The sequence below is a fragment of the Endozoicomonas sp. PH6C genome (assembly GCF_059322965.1).
In genome coordinates, this window is sequence record NZ_CP185342.1 from 335,283 (window position 1) to 352,159 (window position 16,877).

The following is a 16,877-nucleotide window of genomic DNA, read 5'->3' on the forward strand; positions in this document are numbered from 1 at the left end:
CTAATCTAGGCTTTACGTCGATACTGACAAAGTCTTCACCCGACAAGCCTGAAGAGGACCTGCATATCTTTGGCCTGGTTAATCAGTTTACGGGTTACTTTGATGGCTACAGTGAGGCAGGACTTCAACCAAAACGATTCATCTGACACCCTCGCTGTCCTTTCGAGGGTGTCGCAAAACTGCAACCGCTCTTTCCTTCATTCCGCGTGGGAATTTTATCATCCTGAAAACCGGGCTCTGCAACTTGAGATAGCCTATGGTTTTTTGCGCTGGGACCGACAGAGCCGAAAAGCATGGCAGCTATATTTTTGCGACAGCCTCTGAAAGTGATGGGCTTTTTGCTCTTTCTGGTGAGATTGAGCAAGTCACGGAAAAAGGCTGGCTGAAAAGAGATTGAGGTGAAGAATGAGCAGCAAACTGGTTTATTCGACCGATAAGGGTCGCATCAAGGAAGAAAAACCCAAGGAAGAAGTGGGTGATGGCAACGTCCGTGTCCGCCCTGAAAAGAAAGGTCGTGGCGGTAAAGTGGTCACTGTGATCAGTGGCTTGCCTCTTGCGGGTAATGACCTCAAGGCTTACGCCAAAACATTGAAAAAGCGCTGTGGCGGTGGTGGTTCTGTAAAAGACGGCAATATCGAGCTGCAGGGAGATCATGTGGATGTCATGGTCGATGTGCTCAAGAAAGCTGGCTACGATGCCAAGCGATCTGGCGGTTAACTTCGACAAAAACTTCACGGAAAAAAACGCTCTTTTTTTTCCTGAAAGCGCCTTTTTTTGGAGAATTAAAAAATAATTCTCTCAATCTGTTTGTTTTGTATACACTGGATAAATGTTTTCTTTGAGATATAGACTCGGTCTTCGGGCTTTATGTTGTACATGTGTACTAAGTTCATGCAGTGCTCCGGGGAGATACAACGAATAAGGAAGTTTTTGTAAGGAAAATTTTTCATCCCGGATGGATGAGATTTTCTCGGTACAAATAGCCATGAGTGAAGGACATTATTTTTCATGGCATAAAAAGGTACACTTGAATGGACCATGAAAACACTGCGTACGAACAGACTCCGGAGAATGCTCCACAGTTTACATCCAGACTGGGTTTCTATCTTGCGGCTGTGGGCTCCGCTGTAGGTATAGGCAATATTTGGGGATTCCCTGCCCAGACTGCCGACAATGGTGGTGCTGCCTTCGTTCTAATCTACCTTTGTTTCTCTTTCCTCCTTGCCTGGCCGATGCTGGTAGCTGAACTGGTAATTGGCCGTTATGGTCGCTCAGACCCGGTTAGTACCCTCGCAAGTGTCAGCAACAGATCTTTTTTCAAGCTTCTGGGTAAGCTGACTGGCTGGGTTTCAACAGTCACAGTCCTGCTGATCTATACCTTTTACGCCATCATTTCCGGCTGGATCATCTGTTTTGGTCTGGCTCCCATAGCGGTGGCTCTGGGTCTGGACAGTCTGGCCACTTCACTGACTTCATTTAATCCTTTGCCCACCATGATAGCGGCCGGTGCATTCATGGTCATAGTAGCGGCCATTGTCTCCGGCGGTGTTGCTGATGGCATTGAGAAATGGTGTAGCCGTCTGATGCCAATGCTGGTGCTGCTGATTCTGCTACTGATCGGCTTTACCATGACACAGGAAGGAGCCCTGAAAGGTCTTCGGTATTTTGTGCTGCCTGATTTTTCCAAATTGCTGAATAAGGATCTTCTGATCAGTGCCCTGGGTCAGTCATTTTTCTCCATGTCTCTGGGGGTAGGCATCATGGTGGTTTATGGTGCCTACCTGACCCGCGATTGTAATATTCCGGTGATGGCTGCCAGTGTTGCCGTCACTGATACGCTGGTCGCAGTGATGGCCGGTTTGCTGATTATTCCGGGTATGTTTGTTGCGCTGAATCACGGAATTGATATCTACACCGCAGAGGGTGCTCTGAAAAGCGCCGACAAGCTGGTGTTTGATGTTTTGCCACAGCTCTTTCTTCAGTTTGGTTCACCGGGTATTTTGCTTTCCCTGGCCTTCTTTCTTTTATTAACCATTACCGCTTTGACCTCAGCAGTTTCGATTCTGGAAGTACCGGTAGCGGTTTTTCAGAGACGACTTCATGTCCGCAGGACTGCCAGCTCCTGGCTGATCTCGCTGATTACTTTCGGGGTTAGTGTCTGCGTGATGATCTGGTTTGATGTGCTCTTTGACTTTGTGGTCAACCTGACAACCCGCTATGCTATGCCTCTGTTAAGCCTGGTCGTCTGTATCTATGCGGCCTGGATATGGTCCAGAGATCAAAAACTGAAAGAACTGCAGAAAGGATATCCGGATATTGAGCACAGTCTTTTCTGGAAGATCTGGCCCTGGTACATCCGGTTTTTCTGCCCGTTCATGGTGATGGTCCTGATCTTTTTTACTTTTTGATGATAACCGGAATTCAGACCGAAATGGTATTAAGTACAGGTTCCTGATTTCCGGGTTAAGAGCTTTCTCACAGAATGAAAATTTGGGTTGATGCCGATGCCTGCCCGGTGGTGATCAAGGAAATACTATTCAGAGCCGCCGACCGAACCGAAACCCCACTGACTCTGGTGGCCAACCAGCCACTCAGGGTTCCGGGGTCACGCTTTATAAAATCCCTGCAGGTCGCCTCCGGCTTTGATGTGGCAGACAATGAGATTGTTAAAAGAGCCGAGTCCGGAGACCTGGTTATCACCAGCGATATTCCTCTGGCCGCCGAAGTGATTGAAAAAGGTGCTGCTGCGTTGAGTCCTCGCGGTGAACTGTTCACAGAAGACAATATTCGGGCAAGGCTGAACATGCGTGACTTCATGGATACACTTCGCGCCAGTGGTATTGAATCCGGCGGGCCTCCGGCACTGAGCCAGAGTGATCGCCAGCAGTTTGCCAACCAGCTGGATAAGTGGCTGGCAAAGGTTCAGCGCTGAGCGTTCATCATAAATTTGCTCGAAGGCATTTGACAAAATTCTGGAAGCTGGGAGATTGATTTTTATCAATATCCATATGCGGTGGGATCTTTTTGGACCATTCTTTCTTTTTATCCAGAGAGTGTGGTCCTCTTTTCTTCTGGCTCAGGATGGAAGGTTCATCGGCCCTTGCAAGCATTTCCCATGTGCCACAAATACTATCCTGGACGTACTGTTCTAAAACAGATTTGCGTATGTTTGAATTAAAAGCCAATAATGCTTGGCGGTCACCGAGGTACCAGGCTTCCAGTTCCTCAACTGCAAATTCAAAGTCAGCAGTGAAGTTATTTTCACACCAGGCCAGTAAGCTGTTCAATTCTTCAGAAATAGCTGCTTGATTTTTGTCATCAAGATCCAGAAGAACAACTACAGCTCTATCTTCATTGGGTGCTTTGGAATATGCCCGTAGTTTTGCGGGCAGTTGGTGTAACAGTGTTGTATTTCTCGGGTCTGGACGCTGGAGTGGGTTTTCAGGGAGTTTTCCAATACCCCTGTGCTTATGAATTCTCCAAGTATTTGGTTGTTCATACTTTCCGACAATTTTAGGCATAATAATCGACAAGTCTGTTAGCTCAGCTTGACCTTCAACCAGAATTTCAAAATGCATGCTTGGCTTCCTTACAAACGACTATCGATATGATCGCTGTACCAGAGGCTGCCAAGGGGTATCCCCTCCTCGATCATTGCAACCACTTCGGGATAGTTGGAAGCTCGAGTTAAAGTTGAAAAACCATCATGTTGCTTTTCAAGAATCCAGACTTCTTCAGGCATCAGTGAATCAACAAGATACGGCTGATGAGTTGTTACAAACAGCTGTGAGTCACCTTTTTTGCCACTTGCACTCGCCCTGAACTCATCTACCAAAGTGTCTAAAAGTTTATGGTATAGTCCATCTTCTGGTTCTTCTATACAGATAAATGGAGCAGGGTCTGGATCTTCCAGCAGTAACATGTAAGCAAAAAGCTTTAGTGAACCATCAGAAACCTGTTGTGCATAAAAAGGAGTGTCAAAACCTTCGCTCCAGAATCGGAGCAGTAATCGACCATCTGGAGAAGGCTCAGTATCAATATTCGTTATGCCTGGTATCTTATCAGCAATTTCATTGAGTACATTTTTGAACTTTTTGGGATGCTCTCGTTGCATGTATTGCACGAAATTACCAAGATTATCACCAATACGATTCAGGTGTTTTTGAGGTCCAGCTCTGGGAATATCCCTGGCAGTGTCAGGTGTAAAATAAGATAAATACCAACTTTCTATAAATTTTCTGAATTTCGCAATTCTTGGATGATCCTTCAGGTTTCCAAGCGTGGCTATACCAAGCCTGTGGGTTCCTTCAAGGTTTATTTGTTGGGTTTCATTGGTTTCTTCTTTTAGATAGTCGTCAGGCTTTTCACTCTCGGCAAGAGCCGCTCCAGACCAAACCTTACCAGACCCATTATTCAGCTCCAGAAAAGAGAATGGCCAGCCTGTTTTTTGGCCTCTGCGTCTTTGTCTGAGTCGCTCGCTGGCAACTATAGGTCTTCCATGACGATCAGTACCAATAGATAATTCATACGTGATAGGGCGTTCGTTTGAGGATTCTCTATAGTAGATTTCAAACTCGATGTTATTATCCGATCCTCCTGACCTGAGGCGTTCAAATCCACCTCGTCCATTTCTATGACATGCCTCATCAACGCCGAATTTCAGGCAATCTGCAAGAAAACCAAAAGCATCGAACAAAGAGCTTTTTCCAACGCCATTCTTGCCTACTACGACTGTCAGAGGGGTAAGTGACTTTCGTTGTCTATCCTGCCAGGTTTTTCCAAGAGTCACATCTCGTAATGATCTGAAGTTACGGATTTTAATACCTTCAATAAGTGCCATAGTCCATGAACTCTAACTGTAGTGAGACATTTTTTTTGGAATCCTACATGAATAGAAATACAAATATAGTTCTATGAAATTAAAACTATGTCTAGTTCAAGCCTCCCTTCAGAAACAAACTAATTCGATCAAAAGGGAGTGTTGAAACACAGCTTTCAAGTGGCACTCAACAGCTGCTTGACCACCGCCGGATCAGCCAGTGTACTCAAGTCACCCAGATTATCTTTCTCGCCCTGGGCCAGTTTACGCAAGATGCGTCGCATGATTTTGCCAGAGCGGGTCTTGGGCAGGGCAGGGCATGGGTGAAGTATCTCCGGGCGAGCGAATGAGCCGATTTCACTGGCTACCAGATTTGAAAGTTCCTCCATCAAGTCATCGTTGATTTCAATACCGTCCATGGGTGTCATGAAGGCATAAACAGTTTCACCCTTCACTGGGTGAGGAACCCCCACTACGGCTGCTTCTGCAATCGCCTTATGCAATACCAGGGCGCTTTCTACTTCTGCCGTGCCCAGTCGGTGACCCGCAACATTAATTACATCATCCATTCTGCCTGTGATCTGGTAATAGCCATTTTCATCCCTGCGGGCTCCGTCTCCCGTGAAGTAATAACCCGGATACTGGCTGAAGTAAGTGTCAATTGCTCGCTGATGATTGCCATAGACGGTTCTGATCTGGCCCGGCCAGGAACCGGTGATCACCAGACTCCCCTGACCAGGTCCGACAACCTCGTTACCCTCATTATCCAGAATGGCAGTACGGATGCCCAGGAAAGGCCGTGTTGCATACCCGGGTTTTAATGCGGTGGCTCCCGGCAAAGGTGTAATCATCATGCCACCCGTTTCTGTTTGCCACCAGGAATCAATAATGGGGCAGCGTTCTTCCCCCACGACCTGGTAGTACCAGTGCCAGGCTTCCGGATTAATGGGTTCGCCCACGGTTCCCAGAATTTTAAGACTGGCTCGTGAAGTTCGTTTAACGTATTCATCCCCCTTGGCCATCAGAGCCCGGATTGCGGTGGGCGCTATATAGAGTGTATTCACCCGGTGGCGATCTACAATTTCCCAGATTCTTGAAGCATCGGGCCAAAAGGGGACACCCTCATACATGACCATAGTGGCACCGTTGGATAAAGGACCATAGGCAATATAGGAGTGGCCGGTAATCCAGCCTACATCAGCACCACACCAGAAAATGTCACCTTCGTGGTAATCAAAAACATAGTGAAATGTGACCGTAGTATGAAGCAGATAACCCGCTGTGCTGTGGAGGACACCTTTAGGTTTTCCGGTGGAGCCGGAAGTATAAAGAATAAAGAGGGGATCTTCAGATTCCATGATCTCAGGTTCACAGGTAACGGGCTGGCCTGTTGTCAGCTCCTGATAAGAAATGTCGCGTCCTTCCTGCCATTCAATCGTCGCTCCGGTTCTCTCATAAACCACTACAGTAGTGACATCAGGACATTCTTCCAGAGCTTCATCGGTATTCTTTTTGAGAGGGATATGTTTCCCTCCCCGAACGCCCTCATCAGCAGTGATCACTGCCCGGCAGCCACAGTCGAGAATACGGTCACGGAGGGAGTTTGAAGAGAAACCGCCAAAGACTACGGAGTGGACAGCGCCAATGCGTGCACAGGCAAGCATGGCATAAACGGCCTCAGGAACCATGGGCATATAGATGCAAACTCTGTCCCCCCGGTTGACACCTCGCGCCTTCAAGCCGTTGGCCAGCCTGCAGACCTCATCATGAATCTCCTGATAGGTAATTTTACGCTGCAGCTCAGGCGTATCACCTTCCCAGATAATGGCTACCCGGTCGGCGCGATTTTCCAGGTGTCTGTCTATACAGTTGACGCTGGCATTCAGCTGTCCACCTTTAAACCAGCTCACTTCACAGCTGTTGAAGTCGCCTTCATAAATGGCATCCCAGGGGCGATACCAGTCCAGATAGCGTTCAGCCTTTTTACCCCAGAACGCTTCCGGATTCTCCAGAGAATAGTGATAGAGCGCCTGATATTTTTCTTCGCTCATCCACGAGTCTTGAAAAGCCTCGGAAACCGGGTAGATCGTTGCCTGGGTCATGGCCTCTCACCTGCCTCGTTTTTATAAAGTTAACCCAGTATAGAAGTGAGTGCGTTTGCGGGCATTATATCCTGGCTTTTTTGACCATCTCCTTGAAAGGGGCAAGCGACTGACATCCTCCCCTACCTGAATAGGGTTTCGCAAAAGTAGTAAAAAGCGTAAGTTACAGGAAGTAGATGAGCATGTTGGGCCACTTTTTAACTAAACTCGGGAAATTCTCCATCCAGACCTCCAAAGGCCCGGGCGACCCCGTCGCTACGCTTCCGATGAGAGGTTATGGACAGAGAATTTCGCCCTTTCCGTTAAATGCAGCGTCCAGGGATCCTATCGTCTTTTTCAGAGTCCTGAAAATGATCAAGCTGCAACATTAACTTACAGTCGGCTTGTCTGGTTTTCGGTTGTTTGTTTATTCAGAAACTGTCAGAAACTATAGATGGCACTGAGAGACATCGAATGCGCTTCAGGTTTGTTTTCTACTTCAGCTCCATAGTCATAATCAATATCATCGAACTGGCTATATCGGTATTCAGCCCTGAGTGACAGGGGGAGACCGGCTTCATTTTTAAATTCGACACCGAAGCCACCATGCCAGCCGCTAACCTTGTCATCCCCTTTATTCCCGTGAGAGGTTTTAGCTTCTGACTTTAATTTACTCATTCCGAAACGACCATAGACGTTTACACTCTCAGTGTAAGCGTGGCCTATAATCAGGCTTGCACCATATTCATCTTTAAACCGGACCTCTTCTTCAAAGGAACTCAACTTATACTCAGCCTTGGTTGTGTGGTGGTTATATTCAGCTTCCAGTCCCACATACATAGCACGGTCAATAGGGAAGTTATAACCGACAAAAGCACCATAGATACTCCCCTGATTACCAAAAGAATCAATCTTCAGTGATCCGTACTCCATCTTACTGTTGATTGATTCATAGCCAGCTTTAGCGCCAATATAGAAACCCTCTTCAGATGCAAGCGCAGAACCTGCAAAGGTCAGGGCTATAGCTATCATGATTATTCTCATAATTACCTTCCTCAGTGTTGTTGACTAAACACCGCCATAAGTATGTGCTACCTGAATCTCAGTGTGGTTTTTTTACATTGCAACGCAGTCAGAGTGCCTGAACAATAAGTCAGAAAATATGATTTCGTATGGTTGAGTACCTCATCGTTTCTGATAAAGATAATTCCCTTCAAGCCGAGAAAATTACAGGAGAAAATAAGCCGGGACACAAGGCAGCATGAAAATTGGTTCTCAAAAAAGCATGCCTTCGAACCCAGTCGAAAAGGTTAGTAGAAAGTCTTCAGCAAAGGCAAGCAGGGGCCACACCAAAGGACGCAGCGTCACAACAACCGCTCTGGTAAAGCCACCATATCTATCCCTTGGTGAAAAAGCAAAATCTTCAAATATCGTTCAGGCATTGAGAACGGTATTTTCCTTTGGATTAATAAAAGATCGAAATATTACGGTCGTTCAACCTGATGGCACCAAGCTCAAACAATCCATTAGCATCAACCAACTGGCCAGAGAAGGATACATTAGCGTTGACCAGAAGGCACAGTTGCTGGCTTTTCAAAGCAGTAAAGAGCGAGGAGAGAAACTGGCGGCAATCCTGCAAGAGGTTGATCAGCAACTGTTGTCCACTAAGCCGCAAAAGAGTGAAACTGAGCATGACTGGACCCGGCGAGTGATTGCCGAACACAGTATTCAGCCAGGAAAAAAATACTGTCAACAACGGATCAGTCTTGAAATAGAGCCTGACCAGATAAGCTATTACAACGATCTACAGCAAACCATCGCAAAGCTCATCCCCAAGGAAAGCCAAAGGCCAACCATCGACCTTCATATCGTTGGTAAATCCGCTCGAAAAAACAATTGCCAACATAGCCAGCTGGGGGTTCTTGGCGGTATGGGTCCGCTGTCAGATGCCAAAATAGTGACCAGAGCTTTGGATGATTTTTTCACAAAAGGAGGAGATAAAGATCATCTGGTAATGAACCTGTTTTCCTGCCCACCACCCCGGACCTTGTGGGAAGTGATCGCCAGTGGTTCCAGCTTCATAGATAACATTCGAACATTTGCAGCCCGTCGGCACCGGAGCTACGTAATAGCCAGTAATGCGGCACATGCCAAATGCTCCACATTAAAAAAACTGGGCATAAAGCCACTTTTGCATCTGGTGGATCAGATAGCGAGCAGAATTGCAAAAGATCAGGTGCCCTCTAAAAACACGACGACATTGGTTCTGGAAACGACACAAGCTTATAAAAACAAACTTTATTCTCTGACTCTCAGGCAGCAGGGGGTAGATTCGATTAACCTGTCACAAACTGACCAGAAAGTTTTGCAACAGCTGATAGATCATACAAAGAGAACGGGGGGGAGCGATAAGCAGGAGGAACTGTCTTCGATAATCCGTCAATACGTCAACAGTGAGAGAAAGGCGGGCAGGGTAGTGGGGCACGTGCTGTTAGGTTGCACAGAGCTACCAATGGCTCTGGGTAAAGAAAAAATGGAAGAACTTGAAGCAGAGTTACCGGTTAACCTTGTGAATACGGAAGCCGTATTCGCCGAAATATTCGCCGATAAGCTAACTGAGGCACAAACTGAGGCATAAATAGAGTATGTGCATTATGTGAATTGAGACAGAAGCACAGGAGACTGTAATTTAAGTTTTGTAAACGCTCCTGAAGGTCAAAATAGCGGTAGTTGATTGATAGTTCCATGGCATGAGTCATCCGGTCAATGAGGCCGCTTTGAAGGATGGTTTCGCGTAGTGGCAGAATTTCAAAGTCAGATGATAGCTCTCCAATGTTGAAATCTGACCGAATGTTTTTTCATGTGAGGGGTTGAAAACCGAGCTAACCTTAAGACGCTTAACTCTCCTAAGGTTTAAGGAGTTCAAGCTCATGAATCACGCAAACTTTTTTAAAAGCCTTTTATCGCTCGTGCTGTCGTGTTTCGTAGGGATGCAAGTGGCTAGTGCGGAGCTTAACAGTCACGCTAACGAACACGCCGGCGTCCCCTTGTCTGTGTATAGTGCTAACTGCCCCCACGACCAGATATGCACTGGCGATATCGTGCTAATTGGCATGGCTGATTTCAGTGCGTATAGTGATATTACTGTGGTCCATACTATGGTTCATGTCGCCGAGAACGCATATGACCTGTCAGAAGGTTACACTCAGATGGCCAGCATCGGATCGTTCTTAAATGGTTTCTACTATCGGGTAAAACCCGGTAAGACTTATTACTTCAGGGCTACCTACTCCTACAGAGAATCAAGTGGTCACTTGGGACGCGTCACCCGGGATGTATATTTTAAATCCAGAGATGATTCCCACAATCCGGGCGGTTACGGTGAAGATGGACCCATATACGCAGGCGATCCTGAAACCATAGGGCTTCCGTCGATACCAAAATGCCATCGTGGAACGGCAGGGGAATTCTGTGCCAACCAGGTAGTGCACATATTCTGGAATAATGATCGTGGTAAGGAGGCACGCGTAATTGATGTTGACCTTTACATTGACGGCCAACACACCAAACACGGTGACGGACCCTACTATGGAGGCCATTTCCAGGACTTCTACTATGTACTCCCTGACTCGAAATACAGCGGAGCACCGGTGAGTTTCCAGGTTACTTGGAAAGTTTGGGGCTGGGACTCCTCTGCTCATTATGAAAACTCGCAAATACTGGTAAGCAAATATACGCCAGAACGGGCCTCCGCATGCAAACTACATGACCATTGGCTGAAATGCCAAGATCGTTCATCTGGTCGCTAGCTTATAAGTACTCAGCCATACGGAATTGGCTCGTTCCCACTAAACATGGGAACGAGTCAATTAAAGAAGTTATCCCAGAGTCAGGAAAATCTGAGCTTTTTGTCTAGAATAATCCTTTTTCTTCTATTTGAGCTTGGTTATCAATAATGAAGAATATGTGCTGTGTCTTTATTTATGGCAGCATTATTTTGTCAGCTGGCAGTCAGGCTGCAATTTCTTACGTTTCGTCAATGATCTCTGGCGTTGGCATTGAGGCGATTTTTTCCTCTTTTTTATCCGACCCTATTCGTTTGCCCAAGACTAAGGTTGTTCCGCTTTTGTTGTTTCAGAAGGGAAAAAAAGGTTCGATAGTCAGTTCGACTGTCTCTGAATTGGGAGGATTACAGCCAGATAAAGGAATGGTGTTTTCTGCCTATCCATTCGAATTAAACCGTTTTGGCAACGAAAACAGGGAACAGTCTAAAACCGATGTTAAATTACCATCACCGCAGCATAAGCGACAAAGTAAAAAGCAAAGTAATAAAGGGCAGAGTAGTTCTGGCTATTCAGATTCCTCAAGCTCTGGTGCAGCATCAGCATCAGCTTTCGGAAACGATGAGAGTTATGTCAGGCATCTTGAAAAACTGAAAGAAATACTTAAGGCTGCTGAAAAGTCATTGAAAACAATGGATCAGAAAAAAAATATTGATGACTTTTATGCAGAATTGCAGGAATTGTATCGGGCAAACCCCAATCTTTTGGAAGAAAAAGGTTTCCTGGAGAGCAAGGAATACCGTTGGAAAGGGATTCTGAGGCTGCTTCAGCTTCATTTTCCCGGAAAGCTGGAAAAAGGTGAATTGACACATATTTCATTAGACTATCCTGCGTTTAAGACATTGCCAGCAGTCTTAATCAGATTATTTACCGAAGTTGTGCTCCCTGAGTCTGAGTTACCTGAAGGGTTGCCCAACTATGAGCCAGCTGACAGACTTGTGGGTACTGCCAAGCGGAACATTATAAAACTCATGAATGTTTATCTTGGTTCCCATCAGTGTCTTCGTCAGCTACTTGCATTGTTCATAACCCAGCTGCCATTCATTACTGTAGAAGAACCAAAAAATTATGTTTTTCAGGATAAAACAGGTCATGTCAGTGTTGTTTCTACCAGGAGAAATAGTGAAGGGCATTATCAGTTTTTTTTCGTTGATAGTTTGAGTACTTTTAAGCGCCTCCAGGCAGAAAAAACTTATTCACCCATGTCGCATTTTGTCGGTTTAGCGTTGACGCTGGCGATAAAATATCACGGCTTCACTGATTCCCGTTTTTATTTTCTGCCTCGACGTCAGGTTACTGACTTTGGTTGTGAGTCATTTATGATGCACGATTTGGAAACATTGTTGGAATTCCCTGTCTTGGATCAAAACGTTTATTATGCGGACAAAGAATCCCTTACTAAAGATATTACAATGTCGTTTTTTTTGCAGATAATGTATCTGGAGTCGGCCAAACAATTGGGTCGATTAGTAATCAATGGTGAGATTAAGGACTTTATCGAAACAGCAGACAAACCTGCCTTTGATGCGCTGGACCTCGACTTCTTTATTGTTATGGCGCTCCGAACCTGGAAGGAATCGGGGTTGGAACCAGATTTGGTTCAATTGTATCAGTTACGCCAGTTTCCTCTGAGGTTTGCACACCTGACCCAGGGACAGCAGAACCTGAATCGGTTGCTGGAGCAATTTCCTGAAGAACGTCAAAAGGAGGTGAAGCAGGTGATCGATGAAACTCGGGGCCTGTTAACCGTCGATGGAACTCTCCGTAACAAGGTGAACCTGGCTGCTACTCTGCTGTGGATGAAATTGAATATTGAGCTGTTGGACAGGAGCTGCCCGGAGCAGAAAAAATAAATCAGCGATGGCCGCAGTTATTGTTGATAACAAATACAGTCGCGCGCCGACGGCTCGTCGGGTGGAGGGGCGAAGCCCCGGAACGAAATGGATGCATTTGTTACATGGCGATTTTAAATCTACAAAATAATTACCCGTCTTTTTCAGGGTCGTTGAAGACAAATTTACCACCCAATCAAACTGCCTGGTTGACTGATTGAGAAAACTTCCCGCTTTGTCAGATCATTGATGATGCTTGCTGATCGCCAGGCGGTCAGACTCAGTTGTGGCTCTGCAATACCATGACTGTGCAGACCTGCGTTGACGGCATAAATGCGTCTGTTGTCCGGACCATCCCAATCAACGGCAAAGCTGGAAGAAAGTTTGAAACGCTGGTGTTCGTCAAGGTTCAATCTGGACTGAATTGGCTCCAGATAGCGGGGCAGTATATTCTGAAAACCTGTACAAAGAATGACGATATCAGCAGAGAGCACTTCATCCTCTGAAGACAGCGAATTGGTCAGCTTGAGATCGTAAAAGCCACTCGAAGATTCAGATATGGCCGTGAGGGTCCGGTCAGGCAGCAGTTTCCAGTTTACCTGACTCCGGGACAAGTAGGTGCGGTCATAAAGTTCCCGGTAGATTTCCAGCAGGTATGCAGGCGTAATGCCGTCGCTGGCCAGCTTCTGATATTTGACAATGGTTTCTTTTTTTTCCTCAGGCAGGGATAAAAAGCGGCTAACGTAGCCGGGCGTAAAATATTCATTGGTAAATGGACTTTCATCCAGAGGCTCAAAGCTGGCCCGGCGGGAAATCCACTGAATCTCATCAGCTTTACCCCATTGTTCACGCAGACAGTTAAGGAAGACTTCTGCACCCGTCTGGCCGCCCCCAATAACGGCAACCTTTTTGTTGCGAAGATCAGGCTGGCGGATCATCAGTTCGCTGGCATGGAAGCAATGCCTCCCCACCAGAGCTCGAGCGCAATCAGGTATGCAGGGTACTTTGCCTGTTCCCAGACATAGATTACGAGCTTTAACCTTCTCCTTGTCCGAGCGCAGCACGAAGCTATCCTCTTCAAAGCTGACTTCCCTGATCTGCGAGTCAAACTGCAAAGACTCCAGGTTTTCTGCGACCCAGTTCATGTATTCGACAAATTCGCTGCGGCTGATCACCATCTTTTCAGTGGCTAAAAAAGAATAAAACCGTCCCTTTTCCACCAGGAATGACAAGAAAGACCAGCGACTGGTGGGTTGTACGGCAGTTACCAGATCTTTCAGGCAGGAAGTCTGCATATGAGCACCAGGCAACATAAGCCCCGGGTGCCAACCGAAGGCGGGTCTTTTGTCAAAGAAACGGACCTTTAGCTCGGGAAGACTGTCCAGCAGTGCTGCAAGACTCAGGTTGAACGGGCCAGATCCCAGTCCGGCCAGATCCAGAGGGGCGGTTTCATCTTGGTAGTGTGTAAAGTTCATCATTCTTCCCTGAGTGTTATTGCCAGAGGGTTTTTGAGAGGGGTTCCCAGTTCTGGCAGAGGACGTTCGCTGGTGTCGCCATAGCCGAGTTTGAAACGAACCCGGTTCAGACAAACCCGGGCCATTTCCGGTGTGAACAGATCAAACAGTTTGAAGCGATCTTCCAGTTCGGGATGTGCCTTTATATACGACTTAAGTTGTTCACCCAGTAACTGGTAGAAACGGGACTCGGAAAAGCCTTTTTCAGCCAGACAGGCAGAGATAAAGCGAAGAACGGTCACAAAGTGACCGGTCTGCAAGTCGTGAATAAGGTGAGCAGCAGGCAGGCGGGCAGTGACTGAACGGGCGTAATCACTCAGAGTGTCAAGTTCAGGGAAGTCCTGATCGATCAGTCTCAGGTCACCCTGAAAATCCTTCAGCGCTACTCTGACTGGCAGATGATTATCCAGAACCAGAGTAATATTCTGGCCATGAGCCACCAGACCAACACCGTATTTACACAGCAGGTGATAAAGAGGAACCACCACCACATCAAAAAGCTTTGATAACCACTGTTCTGTTGTTAATCCCGAACGATGAATATACTCGCAAATCAATGGGTAGCCATAGCCGTCTTTCTGGAACAGGGTAGAGATCAGGATAGCCCGTTCCGATTCTGCGGTTTTAGCGTGAACACTCTGGCGCCAGATGCAGCCCAGCATTTCATGATAACGATAGGGAGCATCCGCTATCTGTTGGAACTGAGGGTTTGGATAAAAAGCCCCGGCAGGCTCTTCCAGAATAATGGTTCTGCGGTTGCACAGGGTTGGATCAGACGCAGCTATTTCAGAGAGCCAGCTCGAAACCATGGGACCTGCCTGGATATATCGACCGGGAATACCCCGGTAGCAGGAGGTATTTAAAATGGAGAGTGGCAGTTTGATGTTCAGTTGCTCTGGTCGCTTCTTATTGGACAAAGTTCGAAGAGACTGTTGTGGAAGCATGGGGTCTCCATAGCTTCCCAGATGAACGATGTGACCTGCAGCAATTTCAGAAGCGAACAGGTTGACCAGACGGTTGCGCCATTGCCAGGGGTGCACCGGCATAAGGAAAAAGTGGCTTGAATCAATATTTAGTTGACGACAACGGACGTTCAGTTCTGCCTGCTCCCTGCTGTTAAGAACAGCGCTGATCAGATCATTTTCCTGAAGGTCGACGGCCAGAGAGAGCCTACAGTTTTCACGGCTCAATGCCACCCACTCAAGTTGGATTTCGGGCAGAAACTCAGTGGCGTAATCCTGATAATCCTCCTGTCCCCAGCCGAGGCGTCCTTTGCTGACGGTGACTTTGGGATGGCCATCCAGATAACATTGCAGTTCGTCATCCTCCAGCTCAATCAGTTCGGCTGCACTTTTCTGGTGATAGTTTTTCTGAACCTGTACCTCGGCCATCAGCGTATTGGCCAGTTCTTCGAGGAAGTTTGCCAGTGTTGCTGAGTCCAGTCCCAGCTCCTCCCTGGCGTCTATAAAAAACTGACTGACTTCCAGTGCTGAGTGGATGCAACTGTCCAGATAGCTACGGGAAATGGATGCAGTATCCACTATTAATTGATCCCAGATGGTTCTCCAGGCATAAAAGCGATAGTTCACGCCGCTTTTCAGTTCAAGGATAAACAGTCCGCCACTCACTTCTTCAGGAGCAATTGCTTTGGGGATGATGGCTTCTTCCCAGCTCAGCTCACTGAGTGTTTTTGCTAACAACCGACGGTTAGCTTTCTGCCAGAACTCAAGGCACTGATTGACAGGTAAAGCCGTAACAGCCTGATTCATAACCGGATCTCCTGGAAGAAACTCTCCCGGTAACAGTTGACCAGTGCCGCACGTTTGTGAGGGAAGTCAAACTCTTTGACCAATGACCAGCCAGCGGGACTCAACAGCTTCAGCAATCTCTTGTTGTCAGCTCTGGGCTCTCCCACCAGACGAGTCGTTCGGGGCTCGTCCAGGAACAGGAAGTGAGTAATGCACTTTGTCCAGCTGTTGGAATATCTCTCGCCCAGAAATTCCAGATTCCCTACCAGAAGGTGAAAGCCACGATCCCAGGGCTGGCAATCGTAGTAGGGAGCAATACGGTCTTCCAGAGCCCAGTAGAGTTCGAAATACCCGAAAGGCACACCGTTGATGCACCCGATCATTGGCCAGGCTCTCCGGTCTTTCAATGCTGACTGAAGATAGGCTGTCAGCTCTTCCCGGCTCTGGGCCATCTCCCAGAACTCTGCGACACGAGGCTGATTCATCCATTCATGGAAGAGATCAAGATCCTGGTCCGGATCAAGGGTTCTGAAGGAGACAGTGAGGTCATTTTGATAGTCATAACGCTTATAAACGACACCTTTAGGCTGTTCCTGACGAAGTGGATGCGTGACAGCTTTTTCGTTTTCAGTCCAGATTTCAGGTATCGTCTGATGATCTCTCTGATAGTGCCAGAGTGTTCGGTCCTGATAGAGGCCTGAGCGATAACAGGTAGCTTCCTTTGAGCTTTCTTTATGGCTGTGTATCAACTGATTATCTTGAAGCCTTTCAGCCAACGAAGCTGCAACCTGAATTTGGAAGAGATCCGGATTGCGGGAAAACAGGTAATCCAGACTGGCTGCAATAAGGTGATTGTGTACATTCTCAGGGAGATCGGATTCGTTAGCTGCAGTTATTAAGGCACCATCCTGTTGCGAGATTTTTACCAGCAGAGATTGATTGTTGTCATGCACCGTCAGGCTATTGGATGACAGTAATTGCAGAGAAATCTTGCAGTCTGATGCCCCTGGTAGGGTAATCGTTGTTATTTTAGTCATTGCT

General features: G+C 47.0%; 13 protein-coding genes. 6 read left to right on the forward strand and 7 right to left on the reverse strand.

Annotated elements, in window-relative coordinates:
* The first annotated feature begins 405 nt into the window (after window positions 1–405).
* The 3 genes from yciH (at window position 406) to ACOMG9_RS01315 (ending at window position 2,932) form a co-directional block, all read left to right on the forward strand.
* Window positions 406–717 (forward strand): stress response translation initiation inhibitor YciH, encoded by a 312-nt coding sequence (gene yciH / locus ACOMG9_RS01305; protein ID WP_448215469.1) that lies wholly within the window; start codon window positions 406–408, stop codon window positions 715–717.
* Between the two features lie 314 nt (window positions 718–1,031).
* The gene (locus ACOMG9_RS01310) at window positions 1,032–2,408 is read left to right on the forward strand and encodes a sodium-dependent transporter (RefSeq protein ID WP_448215470.1); all 1,377 of its coding nucleotides are present in this window, start codon (window positions 1,032–1,034) and stop codon (window positions 2,406–2,408) included.
* A gap of 74 nt (window positions 2,409–2,482) precedes the next feature.
* The gene (locus ACOMG9_RS01315) at window positions 2,483–2,932 is read left to right on the forward strand and encodes a YaiI/YqxD family protein (RefSeq protein ID WP_422136559.1); all 450 of its coding nucleotides are present in this window, start codon (window positions 2,483–2,485) and stop codon (window positions 2,930–2,932) included.
* Between the two features lie 7 nt (window positions 2,933–2,939).
* On the opposite strand, the gene ACOMG9_RS01320 is transcribed toward ACOMG9_RS01315, so the two are convergent.
* From ACOMG9_RS01320 to ACOMG9_RS01335, 4 genes are all read right to left on the reverse strand, one after another.
* Window positions 2,940–3,578, reverse strand: a complete 639-nt coding sequence (locus tag ACOMG9_RS01320) for a DUF4276 family protein (protein ID WP_494529670.1) — start codon at window positions 3,576–3,578, stop codon at window positions 2,940–2,942.
* Between the two features lie 11 nt (window positions 3,579–3,589).
* Complete coding sequence (locus tag ACOMG9_RS01325; protein ID WP_494529671.1) at window positions 3,590–4,840, reverse strand: AAA family ATPase; 1,251 nt, start codon at window positions 4,838–4,840, stop codon at window positions 3,590–3,592.
* A 155-nt stretch (window positions 4,841–4,995) separates the two neighbouring features.
* Window positions 4,996–6,921, reverse strand: a complete 1,926-nt coding sequence (acs, locus tag ACOMG9_RS01330) for an acetate--CoA ligase (protein WP_448215473.1) — start codon at window positions 6,919–6,921, stop codon at window positions 4,996–4,998.
* Between the two features lie 420 nt (window positions 6,922–7,341).
* The gene (locus ACOMG9_RS01335) at window positions 7,342–7,944 is read right to left on the reverse strand and encodes an outer membrane protein (RefSeq protein WP_448215474.1); all 603 of its coding nucleotides are present in this window, start codon (window positions 7,942–7,944) and stop codon (window positions 7,342–7,344) included.
* 241 nt (window positions 7,945–8,185) lie between these two features.
* On the opposite strand from ACOMG9_RS01335, the gene ACOMG9_RS01340 reads away from it, so the two are divergent.
* The 3 genes from ACOMG9_RS01340 (at window position 8,186) to ACOMG9_RS01350 (ending at window position 12,595) form a co-directional block, all read left to right on the forward strand.
* Complete coding sequence (locus tag ACOMG9_RS01340) at window positions 8,186–9,538, forward strand: aspartate/glutamate racemase family protein (RefSeq protein ID WP_494529672.1); 1,353 nt, start codon at window positions 8,186–8,188, stop codon at window positions 9,536–9,538.
* Window positions 9,539–9,830: 292 nt separating this feature from the next.
* Window positions 9,831–10,709, forward strand: a complete 879-nt coding sequence (locus ACOMG9_RS01345) for a hypothetical protein (protein ID WP_494529673.1) — start codon at window positions 9,831–9,833, stop codon at window positions 10,707–10,709.
* A gap of 146 nt (window positions 10,710–10,855) precedes the next feature.
* Complete coding sequence (locus ACOMG9_RS01350; RefSeq protein ID WP_494529674.1) at window positions 10,856–12,595, forward strand: hypothetical protein; 1,740 nt, start codon at window positions 10,856–10,858, stop codon at window positions 12,593–12,595.
* Between the two features lie 164 nt (window positions 12,596–12,759).
* Here the strand turns inward: ACOMG9_RS01350 and ACOMG9_RS01355 are convergent, their stop codons facing one another.
* From ACOMG9_RS01355 to ACOMG9_RS01365, 3 genes are read right to left on the reverse strand one after another with little or no spacing between them, the layout of a single operon-like run.
* Window positions 12,760–14,052, reverse strand: coding sequence for a lysine N(6)-hydroxylase/L-ornithine N(5)-oxygenase family protein (locus tag ACOMG9_RS01355; protein ID WP_448215478.1), 1,293 nt, complete (start codon window positions 14,050–14,052; stop codon window positions 12,760–12,762).
* Window positions 14,049–15,857, reverse strand: a complete 1,809-nt coding sequence (locus ACOMG9_RS01360) for an IucA/IucC family protein (protein WP_448215479.1) — start codon at window positions 15,855–15,857, stop codon at window positions 14,049–14,051. Before ACOMG9_RS01360 ends, ACOMG9_RS01355 begins: the two co-directional genes overlap by 4 nt.
* The gene (locus ACOMG9_RS01365) at window positions 15,854–16,873 is read right to left on the reverse strand and encodes a GNAT family N-acetyltransferase (RefSeq protein ID WP_494529675.1); all 1,020 of its coding nucleotides are present in this window, start codon (window positions 16,871–16,873) and stop codon (window positions 15,854–15,856) included. The genes ACOMG9_RS01360 and ACOMG9_RS01365 overlap by 4 nt, the downstream gene beginning before the upstream one ends.
* Between the last annotated feature and the right edge of the window lie 4 nt (window positions 16,874–16,877).

Excerpts from the sequence above, each read along its gene's own strand:
- ACOMG9_RS01310 (WP_448215470.1), top strand. The coding sequence starts at position 1,032 with ATGGACCATGAAAACACTGCGTACGAACAGACTCCGGAGAATGCTCCA.
- ACOMG9_RS01365 (WP_494529675.1), bottom strand. The coding sequence starts at position 16,873 with ATGACTAAAATAACAACGATTACCCTACCAGGGGCATCAGACTGCAAG.
- ACOMG9_RS01355 (WP_448215478.1), bottom strand. The coding sequence starts at position 14,052 with ATGATGAACTTTACACACTACCAAGATGAAACCGCCCCTCTGGATCTG.
- acs (WP_448215473.1), bottom strand. The coding sequence starts at position 6,921 with ATGACCCAGGCAACGATCTACCCGGTTTCCGAGGCTTTTCAAGACTCG.
- ACOMG9_RS01360 (WP_448215479.1), bottom strand. The coding sequence starts at position 15,857 with ATGAATCAGGCTGTTACGGCTTTACCTGTCAATCAGTGCCTTGAGTTC.
- ACOMG9_RS01345 (WP_494529673.1), top strand. The coding sequence starts at position 9,831 with ATGAATCACGCAAACTTTTTTAAAAGCCTTTTATCGCTCGTGCTGTCG.
- ACOMG9_RS01340 (WP_494529672.1), top strand. The coding sequence starts at position 8,186 with ATGCCTTCGAACCCAGTCGAAAAGGTTAGTAGAAAGTCTTCAGCAAAG.
- yciH (WP_448215469.1), top strand. The coding sequence starts at position 406 with ATGAGCAGCAAACTGGTTTATTCGACCGATAAGGGTCGCATCAAGGAA.
- ACOMG9_RS01350 (WP_494529674.1), top strand. The coding sequence starts at position 10,856 with ATGAAGAATATGTGCTGTGTCTTTATTTATGGCAGCATTATTTTGTCA.
- ACOMG9_RS01315 (WP_422136559.1), top strand. The coding sequence starts at position 2,483 with ATGAAAATTTGGGTTGATGCCGATGCCTGCCCGGTGGTGATCAAGGAA.
- ACOMG9_RS01320 (WP_494529670.1), bottom strand. The coding sequence starts at position 3,578 with ATGCATTTTGAAATTCTGGTTGAAGGTCAAGCTGAGCTAACAGACTTG.
- ACOMG9_RS01335 (WP_448215474.1), bottom strand. The coding sequence starts at position 7,944 with ATGAGAATAATCATGATAGCTATAGCCCTGACCTTTGCAGGTTCTGCG.
- ACOMG9_RS01325 (WP_494529671.1), bottom strand. The coding sequence starts at position 4,840 with ATGGCACTTATTGAAGGTATTAAAATCCGTAACTTCAGATCATTACGA.